The organism is Bradyrhizobium sp. USDA 3311, from assembly GCF_054062495.1.
Window position 1 is genome coordinate 8,909,558 of sequence record NZ_JBSSFI010000001.1, and the last position, 19,294, is coordinate 8,928,851.

Consider the following 19,294-nt stretch of genomic DNA (forward strand, 5'->3'; position numbering starts at 1 on the left):
TTTCAGGCATCGTGACGGAAGCTCGACCCGACAGATCGAGGAGCATCGTCATCGTAATTGTATAACCTTCAGGTTATGAGCCTCACTGCCGAAAGGGCTATTGAGCACGCTGGCCCGCGCGCCAGGCCATCTCCCAGAAGTCTGCCTCGAGTGAGGTGGCTTCCTTGAAGATCGCAATCAGCTCTGCCTCGCGGGCCGGCGTGGCGTAGAGATCGGCGAGATGCTCCATGTGCGCCCGCGCCTTGGCAGCGACCTCCTGGTACGGCGCGCCGGCGTACTCGGCGATCCAGACGCGATAGGCGTTCGTCGCGGCGTCCGCATCGGGTCGCGCGGCGAGCCGTGTGGCGATCTCCGCGTACCCGATCACGCAGGGGGCAAGCGCCACCTTGAGCGCCAGCAGATCGCCGCGCATTCCCGCGTCGAGCACGTAGCGTGTATAGGCCAGCATCTCGGCCGCCGGAGGGGTCTGTTCAAGGTCTGTCGGGGACAGACCCCAATCGGCGCAGAGCTTCACATGCAGGTTCATCTCGACATCAAGGATGGCCGAAAGGCCGGCCGCGGCTTCACGCATGTCGGCAAGTCTGGGCGACTTGTAGACCGCGAGCGCGTAGGCGCGAGCAAACTCGATGAGGAACAGGTAGTCCTGAACGAGGTAGTGACGAAACGCCGCTTCGGGGAGCGAGCCGTCTGCCAATCCGTTCGTGAAGGGATGCTCGGTGTAGGCCCGCCACTCAACGGATGCTGCTGTCTTGAGACGCTCGAAGAAACTCACGATCTTTTTCGCCCGGCTTGCTTGTCCATGAACGTCCTTGGCTCGCTACCGATAGCGCATTGCGAACCGAGGAGCTACGGTGACCGCGGACAAAACTGGCTTTGAGCAGCGTTGCGGATGGGGCGCTCCCCGCGTCGAGAGTTTTGTGCACCGTCACCGTAGTGCGATCCGGCCGAGATTTCGCCGCTGCCGGTGCCGGAGAACATTTCGGACCGCCAGTTCTTCCAGCAACTCGCGCTATCGAACATCGTCACGACGGCCGAGGCGTTGGCAGCGGTCAAGACGGGCGACATCCCGGCGCCGCTAATGGCCATCGTGAGCGCGATGCCGGCCGATCAGCAATTCAACGCCGAGATGCTGCTCTCAGGCGCCACGGTGTTTCAGCGCAGCCATCCAATGACGGCGGCGATCGGTGCGGCCTATGGCTCGAGCGATGACCTGATCGACGCATTCTTTCGGGCCGCCGCGACGCTGTGACCGGAGAAGATTGACGGGGAGGAGGCTCCTAGGGGGCGCTCGGCGGCGTGCAGCATCCCGGCGCGCAATAGTTTTCGGGGCGTCCTTCGGCGCGGCCCTTCCAATAAATCGCGCTGCACTCGGCAATTCTGAGATTGACGTTCGACGAGTAGAGCTTTTCGCCGAGTTTGAGGCAGACGGCGAAGGCGAGCAGGCAAATCACGAAGAGTGTGGCAATGCGCCAGTCGTTATCGCTGTCGCCGGAATGATGCTGCTGTTTCTGGTCAATGCAATTTGACATCGGCAATGTTCTTCCAAAATCGTCAATGTTTTTCCAAATGCGAGAGAAAATTCTGACACCTAACCAGTGATTGTGTCAACCGGAGGCTGTGCGCGGTTTTGCAGTGCGTTAACAACTCCTGATCGGGCCTTATGCCCGGAGTCCAATGAAAGGCCGCCCCTATCGGGCGGCCTTTCGCATTCGAGAGGGGGAAATCCATGTTTTCGAGGGATGTGCTCGACGCGCTGGTCGCGGCCGCAAATGCCAACGCCACGGTGTTTCAGCGCAGCCATCCAATGACGGCGGCAATCGGCGCCGCTTACGGCTGGAGCGATGCCCAGATCGACGCCTTCTTCCGGACCGCGGCGGCGCTGTGACCGGAATTACGGTGACACTGCACTAAACTGAAGTCGCCTGACGTCGTGCAGTTTCGTGCACTGTCACCGCAATTCCGGCTTGCTTGTCCATGAACGTCCTTGGCTCGCTACCGATAGCGCATCGCGAACGGAGGAGCTACGGTGACCGCGGACAAAACTGGCTTTGAGCAGCGTTGCGGATGGGGCACTCCCCGCGTCGAGAGTCTTGTGCACTGTCACCGTAATGGCATGAAAGGCGCGGCCGATCTCCATACCCAGGTGCAAGAACCTCGGCTGGCCGGCCTTCCCCAAGGGGCCGTTTTTCTTTGCGCATATCTGGCCACACGCAAAAAACCGCCAAGGTCTCCCTCGACGGCTCGTGCCGTTGCATTTGAGTAGAGGTACTGCGTCGAGCGGTGCTCGAACGCAGCCCGTGCTTGCTCTTATTTGGACGCACACGACCTTCAATGAGGCCGGTGGGTGCGTTGCCACTGTCTCGGGCCAACGATCCCCGATCCTTATCACATGTGACTGGCGGCGATGCTCTTCAAGCCAGCACTGCTGTCCCGTTCGATGAAATGGAGAAAGCAGGTTTTCCGATTAAGTCGCTGCGCTCCAGCCCGCTGCGCGGGAGCCAGAGGCGAGAGGTCGGTAGCCAGTTGAGAGCATATTGGTAGCAGTGGAGAGCCCCGTCCTGAGAATCGAGGCGTAGTCAACCTCACTCAGGAAGGAGCTCGGCGCCAAGCTCACTGACCGGTGGCCGCCGGCAGCACTAAACCGAAGTCGTCTGATCTCGTGGAGTTTTGTGCACTGTCACCGTAATTCCGCTTCGGGGAGCGAGCCGTCTGCCAATCCGTTCGTGAAGGGATGCTCGGTGTAGGCCCGCCACTCAACGGATGCTTCTGTCTTGAGACGCTCGAAGAAACTCACGATCTTTTTCGCCCGGCTTGCTTGTCCATGAACGTCCTTGGCTCGCTACCGATAGCGCATTGCGAACCGAGGAGCTACGGTGACCGCGGACAAAACTGACTTTGAGCAGCGTTGCGGATGGGGCACTCCCCGCGTCTAGAGTTTTGTGTGCTGTCGCCGTAATGGCCAGTATCAGCGGCTGGTGAACCCGGTGTCGGGCGCGGTGGCGCTGGGGACGCTGCTGGCGGCGGTGACGTTGCCGGTGGTGGTAGTTGTGGCGAGATAACCGTGCCCACTAGTCCCGCTGTGACGGCGGCTCGTCACGTTCATCCATTTAGCCTTCGCTCAAATAATCTCTTAGTGAGATCTTCAACTACGTGATCTGGTATGATTGCGCCGCTGAATGAAGCGAAAAGCTTTCTAGTTGCATCACCTACATATTTGGCGACGGCTGATAGAGGGGTATCAAGCGGCACCTCAACATAGCCATCCACACTGTCAACGTGAGCTTCGCCTCCGTCCAAAATCATATCCCAAGGATGGGACCATGAGGATAATTGCCTTCCTTTGAGCTTGTCCCAGCGAAATGCAAAGCCAAGAGTAGCTTCCTCTGGTTCCCAGCCCATCGCCTTCGCAAAGGCAAGCGCTACGCCGATTACCTCCGCGACTCGCAAAATCATCAGCGCCGGATCAAGAGCGGCGAGCGGCGCAACCTTAGAGGGGACGCCATCGTCTTGTAGCAATCGACGGAGGAAGAACCTTCCTGCAGGATCAAGGCGCGCGAAATCGATATGAGTGGACCAGCCCTCAGATAACGAGACAATCAGATACTCGATTGCATTATCAATATACTTTTCGCGATTGGCTGCATTGCTCATGAAGCGGCTATCGAGCCAGATAGGCCATCCTGTGTATTTCGGATTACTGGACGCAATAAGATTGCTGAACTCTCTATCTGGTATCGCGCCGGATCGCTCTGGATTGATGACGAGCGCCACACTCCAAAACCCGAAGCGGAGCAAGGCCCGCTCATCGGCATCCATTCTTCTCCTAGCGACGGCCTCGGTAAAGCGACCCTCGCCGTCGTCAAGCAGCTTCATAGCTTCATCTCGGAGCGTCGGAACCGGTGCCGGAGGAGCGGAGAATTTTAGCAACGATGCCAGATCGACGCCTGCCAAATGACGCCGAAGAAATCTCCCGACATCCGCCTCGCGATTGTCAAAGCTGATATCGAAAATCTCGCGCCAATCGCTCGGCTTGGCCTCGGCCGAACTGACAGTGCCATTGGTCGCGAGCGTCCGGAAATAGACCGAGCCATTGCGGACTGCAAAGCGCGCACCATCCATCAAATCTCGCTTCGCTGCAACCGCCTGCTTAACGCCAGGTGGTACAACGATGACAGGATATTTATGGCCACTTAGCTCGCCCCACCCCACTTCGACCTCGAATGGTTCATGGGCAAATCGGGAGACGAGAGCTTGGATCACGTCCACATGAAAGAGCGCTTGCGAATTATGTGGCTCATTCTGAAGATCGGGCTGAAGAGTGGCATCATCGAAGCCGACGATGAAATAACCTCCATTGAAGTTCCGGAGCGCCAAGAGGCCCTTGGCAATCTTTTCGATACCTTGCGTGGAATTCGGATCGATCCATCGCTTCACCTCCACGCTCCGGCTTTCGGATAGATTTGCTATGAGCGCATCAATTGCCTGCTGATCGATCATCTGGCCTTCTCGTCTTAGGTGGCAAGTCGCGCCGCTCGAAAGCCTAGGTCATCGCTGCTAGAACGCCCGGCCAGCGAGCCCAGGGTGCCGATCCATTGGTGCCGGCTATTTGCTCAAAAAGGCGTTGCCTTGTTCTGTCAGGCGCCAAGCGGACTTATTGCCTGCAAGCCCTGGCACACGTTCGATGTGCCCCTCATCTCGCAATTTGTAGAATTCCGTCTTCACCGAGTTCTCTGATCTAATTCCGGTCAGGTCGCGCGCTTGCCTATTGGAAATCTGGTCGTGCTGCCTCAAGAAGTCCATGATCGCAACGGTCGGCGCTGCCAACGGCAGATGAGGCAGGACTACCTTCACGTAATTACCTTCTTCCGTGATGATTGGATCCTTAAGTCCGAACTCCTTCATCTTTTGAAAAGTCGTATTGAGACCTTCTCCGAGGTCTTTATTAGGAGCATCCTTATAGCGATTGAGAGTTCGCACTAGCTTGGCATTGCGCGAGAACCGCGCATCAAGGATGTTATCGATATTCACGTAGCCCGGCAATTTCCCCGGACTGAGAATTTCAATTCGATTGTCAAAGACAAGTATCTGGATGTCGTCGGAGATCGAGTAGTCGCGGTGGAGCACGGCGTTGACTATCGTCTCCCAAAGCGCCTCCGGCGGATATTCAATCCTTCTTAGTCCGTCATTCGTCCAAACTTCAATGCTCGACATCATTTCGGTGACGCGAGCCACAGCGCTATGGATCAATTGATAAGCAGGTCCTTCAATCGTTGCCTGCTCGGCAAGATGATCGCGTTCTGGGTCGTCCTCTTTGGTTTCGTACCGCGTGATCTTCAGGGCACACTTTTTTGGAATGACCGCGCTAGGTGTGGGATGGAAAAGCAGTGCGGAGACCACGCGCGGCTGCCAGCTCTTAAAGTCGAGAAGATTCTGGTTCAGGCAGAACTCTAGAGCATCGGTCTTAGGCGAATAGTCTGTGAGAAAGCGGAGCACTTCCTTTCCCTCGGTAATCTGCTCAGCCGGCAAATCAGGAAGGAGGAAATCTTCGTAAGAGACAGCGCCCTTAGAAAAATTGAGCTGCTGTATCCTGTCTGGGTCCTTTACCGGCAACGATTGAGCGCCCTGCCGGACATAGATGGTACCGTCGGCAGTTGTGCAGACCTGCGTTCCCTTTTCCACCGTAATGCGCAACGCATATCCAGTGACGCCGTCGAGCTGCAGAAATTCATATTTCACATCTAGAGCAGGCTTGACCTCGAATAGTGCCTGAAGATGGCCATTGAATTGCTCGACGTCCGTGATGCCCTCCCACCGTTCCTTAGGTGGCAGGCGCGGAGGCCTTATCTTTTATACCAACAATAAATTCGCCCCCGTCCGCATTTGAGAATGCCGCCGCAATTTTTTGTACGGCCTTCCCGCCGACGGCGAATTCTTTGATGTCAAAAAAATGGCTCTCATCGCGGGCAGCGATCTGAATAAAATCCTCGGTTGAAATGGTGATCGTCTTCAAATGAAGCCTCAAAGCTGTCGAAGCAGATGGAAAGATTCTCTTTTACTCTACCTATGCGGGTTTCGCTAATCCGAGGCGCCTCTCTCGCCAATCAGAGGTTGACCGAGAGACATAGAAAGAGCTGAGCTGCAGGAACAGGGCAGCATCCGTTCACAGAGGCCGCGCCGTCGCGAACCGCGCGGCTTTCGTAAAGCGATGCAACCTCCGCAATAGCCTTTCGCTAAAGCTGATTTTCCGGTTCTGCGATTTTCGGCTAAGCTTCTGATTTCGCTGGTACAGTTGGGTGGGCTCGAACCACCGACCTCCTGTTCCACAGACACAGCAAGAACTCCGCCGGTGCTACGCCAGTCCCGCCATTCCTACGATAATATCAATATTATCAATGAATAAGCCGGCCGCCTCCCGCCTTACCTGCGCTACAATTGGCGTTATGGTGGTAGCTACGTGGTAGCTACAGAGGCGATCGATGGCTGTTTCGAGTGTTACGATCCGCGCAGTGCAAGCCCTTAAGCCGGGCGAGACTATTTGGGACGCAGACCACCGCGAAGCGGTGCGGGGCTTTGGTGTTCGGCGTCAACGCGATCAACCGACCTACGTTCTCAAGTACCGAGTGTTCGGTCGGCAGCGCTTCGTGACCATCGGTCCTCACGGCGCCCCTTGGACACCAGAGCTTGCACGCAAGGAAGCCAAGCGGCTTTTGGGTTTGGTTGCGAATGGCAAAGACCCGGCGGACGAGAAAGCCAAAGCACGCCTGCAGGCGGCCGACACGCTCCGGACAACCATGGATCAGTATCTCCGGAACGCCAAACAAAGGCTGAAGCCCCGGACCTATTCGGAAATTGAACGATATCTATTGGTCAGTTGGAAACCCCTGCATCCGGTTTCGGCCTTCCAGATCACCCGCCGTCATATCTCGGCTCGTGTCACTGACATTGCATCGACTCACGGGGCGGTCTCAGCAGCCCGCGCCCGGACAGCCCTGTCCTCAATGTTCAACTGGGCAATACGCGAGGGCCTCGACATTGCTGCGAACCCGGTTCTCGGCACCAATCGACCCGCGCAGCCGGGAAGCCGCGAACGGGTCCTAACGGAGACCGAGCTATCAGTGATCTGGCGGGTCTGTGGCGATGACGATTACGGACGCATCGTGCGTCTGTTGCTGCTCACAGCCCAACGCCGCGATGAAGTAGGCAGTATGCAATGGGCCGAACTTGACACCAGTTCGGGGCTCTGGACGCTGCCAGGCACCCGGACCAAGAACCATCGCGAGCATTTGCTGCCATTGGTTCCCGCCGCTCTGGCCCTACTCCCACCCCGCCGAGATGGTCGAGACTTCCTCTTTGGTGACGGACCCCGACGCAGCGGTGACCCGCATCGCGGGTTCTCCGGCTGGTCAAAGTCGAAGTCGGCGCTTGATGCACGCATTGCGGAAGCCCTGGGTGAATCCCTACCCCATTGGACTGTTCATGATCTTCGCAGATCGGCGTCCACTGTGATGGCCGACCGGCTTGGCGTGCTGCCACACATCGTGGAGGCGATCCTAAACCACGTCAGCGGCCACCGGGCGGGCGTTGCTGGTGTATATAACCGCGCGCGGTACACGGCCGAGATGCGCGCGGCGCTCGAACGTTGGGCAGAACACATCGCGGCCTTACCAGCGCAAAAGGCGGGGCGTGCTGGCGCCGGCTCTCGTCCGGATTTCCATTCCTAGTTCAAGCCGGTCAGACGCCCGCTAAGCGAAAATTTATGAGAATCTTATATCCAATAAAATCACGCAAAATCATATAATTACCATACATACGCAATAGACTTGAAAAATAATCTTTTAATTTGGCGTTTTCCTGATAGGGTTCCGGCTACCGATTCACCGGAGACCACCGTGCATGTCGTTGCCCGTCGAGACGGAAGTCCGCGAGATCCTTGAGCCGTTCAACAAGCGGTTCCGCAAGGTCCTCGATAAGGCGTTCAAGGACTTCCTCGCCAAGCGCGGCGCCGGCAATATGTACAAGCGGACTGACGCGGCCGACGTGTTCGACAGCGTCATCCGCGCCGCGATCGCGGAGTTCAACGGCAAGCCGGACGTGGTGGTCTTCCCGACCGGCGCGACGGCGCGCTTCCTGTTCGGCGGCCGGGTGCTGGTGCGGTTCAAGAAGGCGGTCCGCCGCGGCAAGGGCAGCAACATCTCCACCGGCGCCAACGACAACTTTCTGGATCCCGGCATCCCATTCGCGGACGCGCCGCAGGCGATGAAGGTCGAGGTCTGCTGGAAGGTGAACGAACTCGGCACCAGCTACAAGTCGGTGCACGTGACGGCGCGCGACGGGGATGGCCAGCTCTGGAGCTACGAATTGCCCGGCGGACAGCAGGGCATCATTGAGTTCCCGCAGAAGACCGCCGTCCCGCAGCCCCGCCGCCGCAGCGTGGCGAAGCTCAAGGCCAAGGCCAAGAAAAAGAACGGCGGCGAAGCGTCCTGACCCGCCCGAGGCGGTTAACCGGACGTAAACGAGAATGGTCGCCGACTGCGAGGGTGAGGACTGCGAAATGTCGAAGGTTGGAAGCATGCTGCGCCTCGCGCGGCAGCTACGCGGATTCCCGCAGAACGAGGCGGCGGAATGCCTCCGCCTGCCGAACACTGAACTGTCGCGCATCGAGAACGGATTGAAGGAGCCGACCGCGCAACTCCTCGACACGGCGGCCGAGATCTTCTCGGTGCCGGTGGAGTTCTTCGGCCAGACCGACGCCATCTACGGCGCGCCGATCAGCGTGCATGCGCCGATGTGGCGCAAAAAGTCGAATGTGTCGGCGACCGAGCTCCACCGCATCGTCGCCGAGCTTAACGTGCGCGTCATGCACTTGCGCAAGCTGCTGGAGGCGACTGACCTCGATCCGGTGAACAAGCTGCCGAGGTTCGACGCCGACGAATACGACAACGACGCCGAGAAGATCGCCGGCCTGCTCCGTCGCTTCTGGCAGGTCCCCGATGGCCCCATCCAGGACCTCACCGCGCTGGTCGAGGAAGCCGGCATCCTGGTGGCGCATTCCGACCTGGGTGGCTCGACAGTCTCGGGCGTGCGCTTCTCCGTGCCGGGCATGCCGCACATCATCGTGCTCAACCGGCAGCAGCCTGCGGACCGCATGCGATTCACTCTGTGCCACGAACTCGGCCACGTGATCATGCACGGGTATCCGACGCCGAACATGGAGGAAGAGGCCGATACCTTCGCTTCGTGTTTCCTGGTTCCCACCGAGGACGTCAAGCCGTACTTCGCCGAACGCCGTGTTGACTTGCGCCTGCTCGCGGCCTTGAAACCAGAGTGGAAGGTTTCGATGGGCTCGCTGGTGTTCGCCGCCAAGCGCGCGGGCTTCCTGAACGAAACCCAGGCCCGATACATCTGGAAGCAATTCAACATACAAAAGATAAGGCTGCGCGAGCCGCCAGAACTCGACTTCCCGGTCGAGGAGCCGCGTACGCTGTCCGACCTTATCTCGCTGCACATAAACGACATGGGCTATTCGGTAGCCGATCTGTCGAAAGTGCTGATGATGAACGAGACCGAGGTGGCGAAGACATATTCGATCGAGCTCCCCGGCCAAGAGAAGGGCCGTGCATCCCACCTTCGCATCATACAATGAAGCGGCTGACGCTGGTCGCAGCCTGCTTCGGCCTAGCGGGTTTTGCGCTCGCCGCCGAGGTGCCGTCGACAGCGTTCTTCTCCGGCAACGACGTCCGCCAGTGGTGCCAGCGAGACAAGCCGATGGCGCAGAGCTACGTCGCCGGCCTCTATGACATGGCCGCCCACGGCGCTACCGCGATCGACAACATGCGCCATTGGCACAAGGACATGCCGAACAATGACGCAGAGGTCGACTTCGCGTTGGATCGCGTCGTCGGGTACTGCAAGCCGGACCGCGCCACCCTCGAGCAGGTTACGGACGTGTTCTGCAAATATCTCGCGGACAACCCGGCTGAGCGCAACGGGCTGCCGGCGATAATGTTCCCGAAGGCGTTGACAAAGGCGTGGCCATGTCCAGCGACGAAAAAGTAAGGACAGGCAAGAAGCGCCGCGCGCGGATGAACAATTCGCTGGCCGACATCATCGGCTGGAACGGCGACAAGAGCGATCTCTATCGCGAGATCGGTCGCTTCGTGTTCGAATACAGCCAGCTTGAGGCCGAGTTGCGCCGCATATTCCGGAAGAAGGTCAGCATCGATCTTGAGCACAACGACATCATGACGGCGGCTTTCGACTTCGCGAAGCTGGTCACAGCAATCCTCGCCGCATCAGCAATCGAGGAGGACCGTCAAGACGGCAAGCCGGATCCCGTGCTCGTAAAGCTGCTGAAGGCGCCTGCCACAAGGTCAACGAAGCTCGCGTCGCCGTTGTGCACGGTCGTTGGTCGTCGACCTACGGCGGAGATCGGGTCTACCAAGTCGCGCGCGGATCGATGAAGCGTGAGCGTCATCTGGCGACCACGCACTGAGGGTTGATCTAGTCGGCTAGGAAGATCTCGTGGAGAGGTTTGTCACGAGGTCACCATGTCAAGAGCGAGTTGTAAGGATGGCGATAAGGATAGGCATACGCCTATCCTTGAGGACGGCTCCGACACGCTGCGGCGCGTCGAGATCATCACGGGGACCGGCCGACGACGGCGCTGGTCGACCGATGCGAAAGCGGCGATTGTCGCGGAGAGTTTTGCGCCGGGTGCAAGCGCTTCCGGGGTGGCGCGGCGACACGACATCAGCCCGAGCCTGTTGTTTCTTTGGCGTCGTCAGACAACGCGGGCGAAGCTCGAGGAGCATGGAGGCATGCCATCAGGCTTTGTGCCGGTCGCAATCACCGACTGTGGAGGCAAATTGCCGCTATGCGAGGAGCAGGGAGCGATTGAGATCGAGGTCGGCGCAGTTCGCATCCGTGTCATGGGAACGGTCGACCGGCGAGCACTCTGCGAGGTGCTTGCGGCAGTCGGGACGGTCGGCCGATGATCGGGCCCCGCGCTGGGTTATCGATCTGGATCGCGACGCAGCCGGTCGATTTCCGTCGCGGCATGGACTCGCTGGCGATGCTGGTAAGCGAGGCGTTTGGAGCCGATCCGTTCGACGGCGGGCTGTGGGTGTTTCGATCCAAGCGCCGAGATCGCGTGAAGATCCTGACCTGGGACGGAAGTGGCCTTGTTCTCTACTACAAGAGAATCGAAGGGCAGTTCAGCTGGCCTCCGATCAAGGAAGGCGTCATGCCGCTATCTCATGCTCAGCTCTCGGTGCTGCTCGACGGCTCGGACTGGAAGCGTGTGCCGATGCGGGTTGTGGATCAACCAACACGAGCTGGTTGATCATCATCAAGAGTAGTTCGTCATTCATGCAGAGCTGTAGTAGAACGCGCTGCATGATTGATTTGCCTTCCGATCGAGCATTGCTCCAGCAAGCCGTGACGGCACTGTCGTCACGGCTTGCCGTGGTGTCGGCGGAATGCAGCACGCTGGCGGCCGAGCGTGATGTGGCGATCGCCCAACGCGATGCTGCAGTCCAGGAGAACGACAAGCTCCTGATGATCCTGTCCCAGTACAAGCGCACGATCTTTGGTCCCCGCTCCGAGACACTGGATCCCGGACAGCTGTCTCTCTTCACCATCACGGCGCAGGCGGCAGGTGCCGCCGCCAACGACGACGGGACCGGAGGCAGGCTGCCTGATGGAGCGGAAGGCCGTAGCAAGCGACCGGCGCGACGCAACCGGGGGAGGCTTCCGGAGCATTTGCCGCGCATCGACGTCGTGATCGATATCGAGAGCCACATCTGCCCCTGCTGCGGCGAGCGGCTGCACAAGATCGGGGAGACCGTCAAGGAAGCCTTCGACGTCATTCCGATGCAGTACCAGGTCAAGCGCATTGTGCGTCCGCGCTACGGCTGCCGGGGATGCCGCCAGGGTGTGCTGCAGGCACCGGCGCCGGCCCAGGCGATCGACGGCGGGATGGTGACGGAAGCCTTGCTGGCCCACATCGCGGTGATGAAATACGGCTACCAGCTGCCGCTGTATCGGCAGGAACAGATGTTCGCCGCGCAAGGCATCACGCTTGACCGGCAGACGCTGGCCTCATGGATGGGCCGCGCCGCCTGGTGGCTGAAGCCGCTTCACACGCTGTTGCGCGACACAGTGATGTCCTACCCGCGGCTGTTTGCCGACGAGACGCCACTGCCGGTTCTCGATCCCGGCCGTGGCAGAACCAAAGTCTGCCAGTTCTGGGCGATCGCCACCGATGACCGTCCGTGGGGCGGCCCCGCGCCGCCGGCGGTGGTCTACATGTTTGCCGAGGATCGCAAGGCGATCCGCGCCAAGCAGCTGTTCGGGGATTACCACGGCATCCTGCAGGTCGACGGCTATGCCGCCTACAAGGGCCTGATCAAGAACGGCGGCCGTCTGGTGCTGCTGGCGTTCTGCTTCGCGCATGCGCGGCGGAAGTTCTGGGACGTTCACGTCGCGACGAAGTCGCCGATTGCCGCGGAAGCGCTGCAACGGATCGCGATGTTCTACGCCATTGAGGATCGCATCCGCGGTCTGCCGGCGGCGCATCGGGCTGCGGTGCGGCAAACCGACACCAGGCCGCTGATCGAGGACTTCAAACCCTGGCTCGAGGCGCGACTGCTGGAAGTCTCGAAGAAGTCCGGTCTGGGCAAAGCCATCCGCTACACCCTCAACCATTGGGACGGCCTGACGCGCTTCATCGATGACGGACGCATTGAAATAGACAGCAATACGGTCGAGCGCAGCATCAAGCCGATAGGCCTGGGAAAGAAGAACTACTTGTTCGCCGGCAGTGAAGGCGGCGCCGAAACATGGGCCATTCTCGCCTCGCTCATCAACACGGCAAAGCTGCAAGACATCGACCCGCGACACTATCTGACCGATGTTCTCGAGCGCATCGTCTCCGGACGTACAAAGATCAATCAGCTGCACATGCTGTTGCCGTGGAATTGGAAGGCCGAGCGCGACAGTTCGCTGGCAAAGCTCGCCGCCTGATCAGTTCGACGGCAAGGACTCTGGAACTTCCTGCGCATCGCTGGTGTCGTCATAGATCTCCTCGCGGATCACGCGCAGCGTCATCTCGTGCAGATAAACTTGCAACGCCCTCTCCAGCTCGGTGAACTCCGGCAACAGAACTTTGTCGACGAAGCCTCGGGACGCACGGATCACCACCGTGTTGCGTCGTTGGCGGTGATAACGAAACGGCCGCAGCCCGTACCGGCGGCAAAGCGCCAAAAACAGGTGCCGCGACCATTGGTCAGGAAGTGAGAATTGCTGCTCGATCGGCGGATCGTGGCGAGCGAGCTCCGCGACCCGGGCACGCACCCGCTGGAGCGCAGCTTCCGCCGCAAGGCGCTCACCGGCAGTTCCGGCACCCGCGAACAACGCCTCGATCTTCCGAAGCTTCTCGCGCAGCTGCGATTCGCTGGTCATTCTGATCCCCGTTGCCCGCTCCGAACCGGGATCACCCCATCACCGCGCGCCGGCAGCGTCAATCATCCAGACCGCGCTATCCAGAGCATTCCGCGCAAGTCAAGCCCAGGCGCCAGTGATCCTCTCGTGACGCTCACGATGAAGCAGCAGAAGATGTTCGAGTACGAGGGCGACCTGGACGAGCATTCGGACGCGATCGTCAAGCTACGCACAGACGTTGTTGAAGCCGTCCGCGCGGGCGACGAACGTCGGGGGCCGCCGAAGAAGAAGCCTATCATTCGCAAAAAGAGGGTCTGAGGAATCTGCGGTACAAATGATTGAGCCCGCACATTGGCCGATGTGCGGGCTCCCCTCGTTTAGAGGGTGGTTGCTAGGAGATACAGGATGGCCATGGCCACGCCCGGATCTATTGAAAGGCTTATCTTCACAAGCTTTCTCCTTCTGGTTGGAGGGCTTGGACCAAGCGGTTTCAGTGTTTTCGGCACCGCGCGATGCCTGCATTGTTTGTGGCTATCGGTCACAAGTCGTGAGGCTTTCGGCCCCAAGTCGTCCGGTACGACGCGTTGTCCGGCTAACGAGCGGTGCGGCTTTTGTCCTGGCCGCGGCTCCGAGGGTATATGACGCCCCGGACACCGGTGGGTGTACCTGAAGTTGTCTCAAATTGCCATCACTTCTCGCTGAAATCCGAGGCGGAAATGTCGCGGCCTGGACGCCGAGAGGCGCTTGAACGCTGGCCGGAATACGTCGCTGCCCTACCCGCTCAAAAACCGGGACGCGCTGACGTTGTGAAGAGGGAGGCCGGCCTCTCTCATCCGGTTTTCACCCACCGGGCTGCGGCGGTCCATTCGTAGCTCAATGAAGCTGGTCTGCGGGCAGTCAGCGACTCGAACCCCTGACTCCCGAAGGTTAGGCCAGCCCTGTTCTTAAGTAGAGTGACGCCGGTCTTTGCCCCGGCAAGCACGCGGCGCGGGAGGCTGACAAGGTGCACGAGCAGCTCGGCAAACCCGGCGACAAGGTGGTCGATGCGGCCAAGGCCGCTGCCGGTACCGCTGTCATCCTCGGGGACAGCAAGTAAGTCCGCCCTTACCCGAACGATGCCAGGCGGGGCCGTTGAGACGGCCGCCTCGCAAGACGTCGTGCACCGCGGCCACTTTTACTGCCTTGCGAGTTGTCGAGGGTTCGAGTCAGTGGAGCGAATAGAAGCCCCGACCCGAATAGTCCGGTACTGGTTATGCATCGAGGGATACCCGGCGACGGTCCGGCCGAAGCTGGGCATTCGTCGCACAATGACAGTTCCTCGTTATGCGGCTGCTACCCGAGCGGGGGGCGGAAATTATTGCGGAGAATAACCGTTTTAGTTCGGTCCTCTCAAACGGTTCGCGAGGGTAAGTCATTGAAAGACTTGGTGGGCGCACCAGGGCTCGAACCTGGGACCCGCTGATTAAGAGTCAGCCACGGGTCAAATACAATCAATGACTTATCGGTCGCACCCCAGGCTTATCCGGCTGAAATGGGCATCCGTCGCACGAGCATAGTCCTTCGTTGCTACAGCCATCGCCGCCCAAGGCCGTTCAACTCCCTCGAAGATTCAAGTCTCGTACGGCGACAAACGCGCGGTTCGTCTCGGCAGCACGGCGCTCCTTCCCTTCCAAAACCTCGATCAACGATACCTTGCGCGAGAGTACCTTGTAGAGATCAAGTCCGTCGGCGCAGATCAAGTTGGTCTGGCACCCTCGTGAGAACGCCTCTAGCCCCTCGGCCGTGAAGCCGGAATTGCTAACGAACAGTCCGCGCGACCAGGACGCCTTTCCGCCGACTTTGCCCGAAAATGTCATCAGGTCAGCAAAGCCTATCTGAGGCCCGTGCCATTTCGCTTCCACCAGGTAGGTCTGACCATGCAGCTTGAAACTGCCGTCGATCTGCTCGCCGACGAGACGGAACGAGCCACGCGGCGCGAGCCCGAAGCCGGCGAACAGGTCGTTGAGAAAACCCTCGAAGCGCAGGCCTCGCGCCTGGGGGGCGAGTTTGGTGATCTCGATAAGCAGCGTCGCGAGCTCCTGCGCCTTCGCCGCACTCAGCGTCGACGGTGCCTGCGGCATAGGCTCTCCCGCCTTCGGCGATGCGAAGCTGCCGAGGAAGCTCGGATCGAGCAACTCCGGAATTTTGAATTGCACGCCGGGAAGAAGGCTGTTCAGCCGATCAATCTCTTCGCGGCTCAGTGGATTGCCCTTCCCGCGCCGGTAGGTCATCGCCTGTCGGACGATCGCCACGATCAACTTCGTGAAACACGACCTGCGCTGTTCGAGCGTCGCGGTTAGAAGCTGCACGATCGCGGGCCGCTTGCTCCCGGGGCCCCATAGATCGCCAACGCCAGCCTGCGCGGCAGCAAGCGGAAATGCGGTCCTGTTGTTTCCGCTCCCGGGAAGGAAATCATAGAGGAGGTCCGCCAGGTCTTCGACCGCCTGGGCTTCACGAAATGACATCATAGACTACTCGCCCTCGGCCTCCTCCATTCGCGCTTCAAGTTCATCCAGGAAAGGCGAGCGCCCCCAATGCATCCTGCCGCGGCCCGTATCGACGTAACCGGAATAAAGCATATGGATTTCGTCCCGAGCGCGTGTCAGGCCGACATAGAAGAGCCGCCGGCTCTCGCGGCGGGCGGCGGGCAATTCATTGCGCCAGGGCAAACTCCCGAGATCGAGCCCAACCATGATCACAACATCGTATTCGCACCCCTTCGCGGAGTGCAGTGTCAACAAGTTCAGGTGCCGCGGAGAGCCATCGCGGCCGCCAAGGCTCGCCAGGTCGAGATCGGCGAGCGGTCCCCCGACCGCCAGAGCCGCAGACATGCGATCTACCTGCTCGTGCTGATCAGCGAGACCCGGCTCGGCCGCCATTAGCGTATCAAGCATACCTGCTCGCATCCCGGCCACGAAATCCCGAGCGAGTCCCTCCTCGACGCGAAGGGACCACAGAAGCTGCGTCAGACTCCGGGATTCATCTCTCGCCTGGACTTCGGATATCCGGGTACGATAAAATCCGACCCAGCGGTCGAGCAGACCGCGCAACTGTGGCCGGGCCTCGCGCCAGCCGCCGGCGCACCACGCCGCGCAATCCTCGATCCAGCTCGTAAGCGCGACTTTGCGGTAAGGTGCCGCAGTATCGACACGGACGAAATCGATGCCCGCGGCAGCAACGGCTTCCGCTACGACGTCGCCCGCCCGATAGTCCCGGTAGAGAATGGCGATGTCACCGAGCGCGCGTCCGGGCTTGGCCGCTAGAGCTGCCGGAATGATCTCTGCTACCGCGTGTGCCGCCTGTCCTTCAAGGCCATCGGCGCATTGAACGAATTCGATGACCGCCTGCCGGTCCAGGTCATTCGACCGATACCCGCGGGCCTCGCCGAGCGCCATTTCGGACGCGCTGACGATGCGCGACGCCGAACGATAGTTGAGCTGAAGCTGAACCCGCTCGACATCAACCCGCTCGGCCAGCTCTTGGAGCAGTGCTCCGTCGGCGCCGGTGAAGCCGTAGATCGACTGGTCGGGGTCTCCCACCGCAAAGAGCCGAACGCCGCCATCGAAGGCCACACGCTTGACGATGCGATGCAACGCCACGCCGAGGTCCTGATATTCATCGACCGCGAGGACCGGAAATTTCGCCTGCAACAGGGGCAGCACCCAGTCATGCTCTGACACCAGGCGCTGACCGAACACCACAAGGTCATCGAAATCGACAAGGCCCAGCCGTCGCAGCTCGGCCTCATATCCCTCCGCCCAAGCGGCGAGTTCCGCCTCGCTCGTCCAAGCGATCGACGTCCTGTCGAGGACCGACCGTCGATGCCGCCCCAGGTCCATGGGCTTATTGGGATGGCCAACGCCGAACAGTCGATCACCGATGCGCTTCATCGCCTGCTCGCTCTGCCGCTGCGTGGCCACGGCGAGCGGGAACGGCACCGGAAGATCGGCAAGCCGGCCATAAGGCATGAGGAGATGCCTCAGGCAGAAACCATGGACTGTACCAACAAAGAGATTGGGCGACTCGCGCAGGCCCAATCGCTCGAGCCGGCGTGTCAGCTCGCGCGCGCATTCCTGGCTGTAGGTGATGCATGCCGCACCGCGCGGCGCGCGGACGTCCTCCGCCATGATCCGCGCGAGCTTGAGAACCAGCGTCTTGGTCTTGCCGCTACCGGGCCCCGCGAGAACGACACAGTTTCCCGTCGAGTCATAGGCCGCCTGCTGACCCGGGTTGCCGGCCAGATCGCCCGCTTCGGCAAGATAGGCAGCGCTGACGCTACGTAACGGCATCGCGGATATGCTCCAGCGCCTGCCGGATGTAATCCGGGCACGCATCCTCATCGACGTGCGGCGCCAGCGCCTGCGCGGACCGTCCTTTGCCAATCCGCTCAATGACCTTGATCAGTTGCTCCTCGTCGAGACTGTCGGTGTCGTCGACCCATCCCTGGATCAGGTCGCGTGTCGCTTGGCCCATCGAAAGTTCCTGTTCGATGACCTCCTGCATCGCCTCAGCGAGGCCGCCGGCGAACAGCTCCGGCTCGAGCGTGTTGCTGTTCACGAAATACCCGAACGCCTCCGCACGCGCGATCACGGCGTCGGCATCCAGAGGCGTATAGTTCACGCCGTCTTCGACCAACCGCAGGACATTGATCAAGCGACGTCGGACCAGTGGAGGTTTCGTTCCGTTCGGGTCGCGATCGGTTAAAATGACATGCGGAATGTTGAGGCCCTCGGGACCCAGTAGCTTGACGTAGGGCGTGAAGTTCGTGCCGCTGACCGAGCATACTGTGATGCCCAGCATGTCGAGCGGAATGTCCAGCGCCTCGGCGAAGGCAGGCACGAGAAACCGCTCCGCGTCGCCCTCGACCAGGATGACCCCGCGAGCGAAGAAGATCTCGCCACGGCTTACGTCGATGTAGCGCTGGAGGTCCGCCTCGTCGCGCTCGTCGAGCGGCGCCTTGGCCGTCGAAACGGCGATCGTCGCATTTGTCGCCGCGTCTTGACGAAGCAGCACGACCGACCGGATCGGGGTGACGCTCGCGATATGCGGCGAATGCGTGGTCAGGATGGTTGTGAGTGGCGGCGTCTGCTCCTCGTCATCCCCGCCGCTGCCGAGGAAATAGCGGTAAACCAGACGTTGGACGTGCGGGTGAAGGTGCGCTTCCGGCTCCTCGACGACAAAGAAAGTGTGGTCGCGCTCGCCATCCGTCACGAGCCGATCGAGTTCCAGGCTCTTGAGCGCCAGGAAGATCAGGTTGGCGGTCCCAAGGCTGGCATCGGAAATGCCGCGCGCACCATTGTCGATCAGGAGACGCAGGCTGCGCAGCAGCGCATCAACCCGGGTCGGCGCGAGGCCGAGCGTCAACGGCACCGCATGTTGCTCGCCGGCGATCGCGATCAGCCGCTGGCCGATCCGCTCGGCGGTTGCGACCACTTCATCATGGCTGACCAACTCGGCCTGCGCCTCGTTGACCTGCTCCTGGATTTCGGCCCGCGCGTCTTCATCGAGAGAGGTCGCCAGTTCCTCGATCAAAGGCCTTAGCGGCGAATTGCGCCAACTCGACAGATCCTTCTCGGCATCGCGCAACGCGACCTGCACGTCGAGCGGAAGCATCCGTCGCAGCGACGGCCCGATGGACATCTCCGGATCGTTGCCGCCAAAGACGATGTACTCATAGTCGGCAATGCTCTCCGGATCCCGCCCGAGATTGGCCTTCGGTTGGAAACGGTAGGTGAGACGCGCAACCATCGGCGGCCCCGGATCGACCACGCAGTCGTTGAGGTGCGCCATCAACCGCGGATCGCCCGTGAAGTCA

Annotated in this window: 20 protein-coding genes and 1 pseudogene; 11 read left to right on the plus strand and 10 right to left on the minus strand. The window is 60.4% G+C overall.

The window, feature by feature from the left end:
- Window positions 1–97: 97 nt before the first annotated feature.
- Entirely contained in the window at window positions 98–772 is a 675-nt protein-coding gene (gene tenA / locus ACVWW6_RS42345) for a thiaminase II (RefSeq protein ID WP_304548339.1), read from the minus strand.
- 192 nt (window positions 773–964) lie between these two features.
- On the opposite strand from tenA, the gene ACVWW6_RS42350 reads away from it, so the two are divergent.
- Window positions 965–1,249, plus strand: coding sequence for a hypothetical protein (locus tag ACVWW6_RS42350; RefSeq protein WP_060910574.1), 285 nt, complete (start codon window positions 965–967; stop codon window positions 1,247–1,249).
- A gap of 28 nt (window positions 1,250–1,277) precedes the next feature.
- On the opposite strand, the gene ACVWW6_RS42355 is transcribed toward ACVWW6_RS42350, so the two are convergent.
- On the minus strand, window positions 1,278–1,529 hold the full coding sequence (locus ACVWW6_RS42355; RefSeq protein ID WP_028172829.1) for a hypothetical protein: 252 nt from the start codon (window positions 1,527–1,529) through the stop codon (window positions 1,278–1,280).
- Between the two features lie 197 nt (window positions 1,530–1,726).
- Between ACVWW6_RS42355 and ACVWW6_RS42360 the strand changes: the two genes are divergently transcribed.
- Entirely contained in the window at window positions 1,727–1,885 is a 159-nt protein-coding gene (locus ACVWW6_RS42360; RefSeq protein ID WP_122975533.1) for a hypothetical protein, read from the plus strand.
- 795 nt (window positions 1,886–2,680) lie between these two features.
- On the opposite strand, the pseudogene ACVWW6_RS42365 reads toward ACVWW6_RS42360, so the two are convergent.
- From ACVWW6_RS42365 to ACVWW6_RS42380, 4 genes and pseudogenes are all read right to left on the minus strand, one after another.
- A pseudogene (locus ACVWW6_RS42365) lies at window positions 2,681–2,794 on the minus strand (thiaminase II); the annotation flags it as partial.
- A gap of 305 nt (window positions 2,795–3,099) precedes the next feature.
- The gene (locus ACVWW6_RS42370; RefSeq protein WP_456682868.1) at window positions 3,100–4,497 is read right to left on the minus strand and encodes an AlbA family DNA-binding domain-containing protein; all 1,398 of its coding nucleotides are present in this window, start codon (window positions 4,495–4,497) and stop codon (window positions 3,100–3,102) included.
- A gap of 105 nt (window positions 4,498–4,602) precedes the next feature.
- Window positions 4,603–5,736: an ATP-binding protein gene (locus tag ACVWW6_RS42375; protein WP_456682869.1), complete on the minus strand. Its 1,134-nt coding sequence runs from the start codon at window positions 5,734–5,736 to the stop codon at window positions 4,603–4,605.
- A gap of 82 nt (window positions 5,737–5,818) precedes the next feature.
- A complete protein-coding gene (locus ACVWW6_RS42380) occupies window positions 5,819–6,010 on the minus strand; it encodes a hypothetical protein (RefSeq protein ID WP_456683259.1) in 192 nt (63 codons plus the stop codon).
- A gap of 466 nt (window positions 6,011–6,476) precedes the next feature.
- On the opposite strand from ACVWW6_RS42380, the gene ACVWW6_RS42385 reads away from it, so the two are divergent.
- The 8 genes from ACVWW6_RS42385 (at window position 6,477) to tnpC (ending at window position 13,023) form a co-directional block, all read left to right on the plus strand.
- Window positions 6,477–7,721, plus strand: coding sequence for a tyrosine-type recombinase/integrase (locus ACVWW6_RS42385; protein ID WP_161536338.1), 1,245 nt, complete (start codon window positions 6,477–6,479; stop codon window positions 7,719–7,721).
- A gap of 172 nt (window positions 7,722–7,893) precedes the next feature.
- Window positions 7,894–8,484 carry a hypothetical protein gene (locus ACVWW6_RS42390; RefSeq protein WP_161536339.1) on the plus strand — a complete coding sequence of 197 codons (591 nt, stop codon included), beginning with the start codon at window positions 7,894–7,896 and terminating at the stop codon, window positions 8,482–8,484.
- 67 nt (window positions 8,485–8,551) lie between these two features.
- Window positions 8,552–9,643, plus strand: coding sequence for an XRE family transcriptional regulator (locus ACVWW6_RS42395; protein ID WP_161536340.1), 1,092 nt, complete (start codon window positions 8,552–8,554; stop codon window positions 9,641–9,643).
- The gene (locus ACVWW6_RS42400) at window positions 9,640–10,056 is read left to right on the plus strand and encodes a Rap1a/Tai family immunity protein (protein WP_161536341.1); all 417 of its coding nucleotides are present in this window, start codon (window positions 9,640–9,642) and stop codon (window positions 10,054–10,056) included. The genes ACVWW6_RS42395 and ACVWW6_RS42400 overlap by 4 nt, the downstream gene beginning before the upstream one ends.
- Window positions 10,035–10,460: a hypothetical protein gene (locus ACVWW6_RS42405; RefSeq protein WP_246740352.1), complete on the plus strand. Its 426-nt coding sequence runs from the start codon at window positions 10,035–10,037 to the stop codon at window positions 10,458–10,460. The genes ACVWW6_RS42400 and ACVWW6_RS42405 overlap by 22 nt, the downstream gene beginning before the upstream one ends.
- Window positions 10,461–10,547: 87 nt before the next feature.
- Window positions 10,548–10,994: an IS66-like element accessory protein TnpA gene (gene tnpA, locus ACVWW6_RS42410; protein ID WP_060908461.1), complete on the plus strand. Its 447-nt coding sequence runs from the start codon at window positions 10,548–10,550 to the stop codon at window positions 10,992–10,994.
- A complete protein-coding gene (gene tnpB, locus ACVWW6_RS42415) occupies window positions 10,991–11,341 on the plus strand; it encodes an IS66 family insertion sequence element accessory protein TnpB (RefSeq protein WP_038379303.1) in 351 nt (116 codons plus the stop codon). Before tnpA ends, tnpB begins: the two co-directional genes overlap by 4 nt.
- Before the next feature lie 95 nt (window positions 11,342–11,436).
- Entirely contained in the window at window positions 11,437–13,023 is a 1,587-nt protein-coding gene (gene tnpC / locus ACVWW6_RS42420; RefSeq protein ID WP_371740533.1) for an IS66 family transposase, read from the plus strand.
- Here tnpC and ACVWW6_RS42425 read toward each other — a convergent pair whose 3' ends face one another.
- A complete protein-coding gene (locus ACVWW6_RS42425) occupies window positions 13,024–13,461 on the minus strand; it encodes a hypothetical protein (protein ID WP_060908463.1) in 438 nt (145 codons plus the stop codon).
- A gap of 138 nt (window positions 13,462–13,599) precedes the next feature.
- Here ACVWW6_RS42425 and ACVWW6_RS42430 point away from each other — a divergent pair, with 138 nt between their 5' ends.
- Entirely contained in the window at window positions 13,600–13,758 is a 159-nt protein-coding gene (locus tag ACVWW6_RS42430) for a hypothetical protein (protein ID WP_246740353.1), read from the plus strand.
- A 1,274-nt stretch (window positions 13,759–15,032) separates the two neighbouring features.
- On the opposite strand, the gene ACVWW6_RS42435 is transcribed toward ACVWW6_RS42430, so the two are convergent.
- The 3 genes from ACVWW6_RS42435 to ACVWW6_RS42445 are packed head-to-tail and all read right to left on the minus strand — an operon-like array spanning window position 15,033 to window position 19,269.
- Complete coding sequence (locus tag ACVWW6_RS42435; protein ID WP_246740354.1) at window positions 15,033–15,947, minus strand: restriction endonuclease; 915 nt, start codon at window positions 15,945–15,947, stop codon at window positions 15,033–15,035.
- 3 nt (window positions 15,948–15,950) lie between these two features.
- Complete coding sequence (locus tag ACVWW6_RS42440; RefSeq protein ID WP_161536342.1) at window positions 15,951–17,768, minus strand: ATP-dependent helicase; 1,818 nt, start codon at window positions 17,766–17,768, stop codon at window positions 15,951–15,953.
- Entirely contained in the window at window positions 17,755–19,269 is a 1,515-nt protein-coding gene (locus tag ACVWW6_RS42445; protein ID WP_456682870.1) for an ATP-dependent nuclease, read from the minus strand. Before ACVWW6_RS42445 ends, ACVWW6_RS42440 begins: the two co-directional genes overlap by 14 nt.
- Window positions 19,270–19,294: the final 25 nt, after the last annotated feature.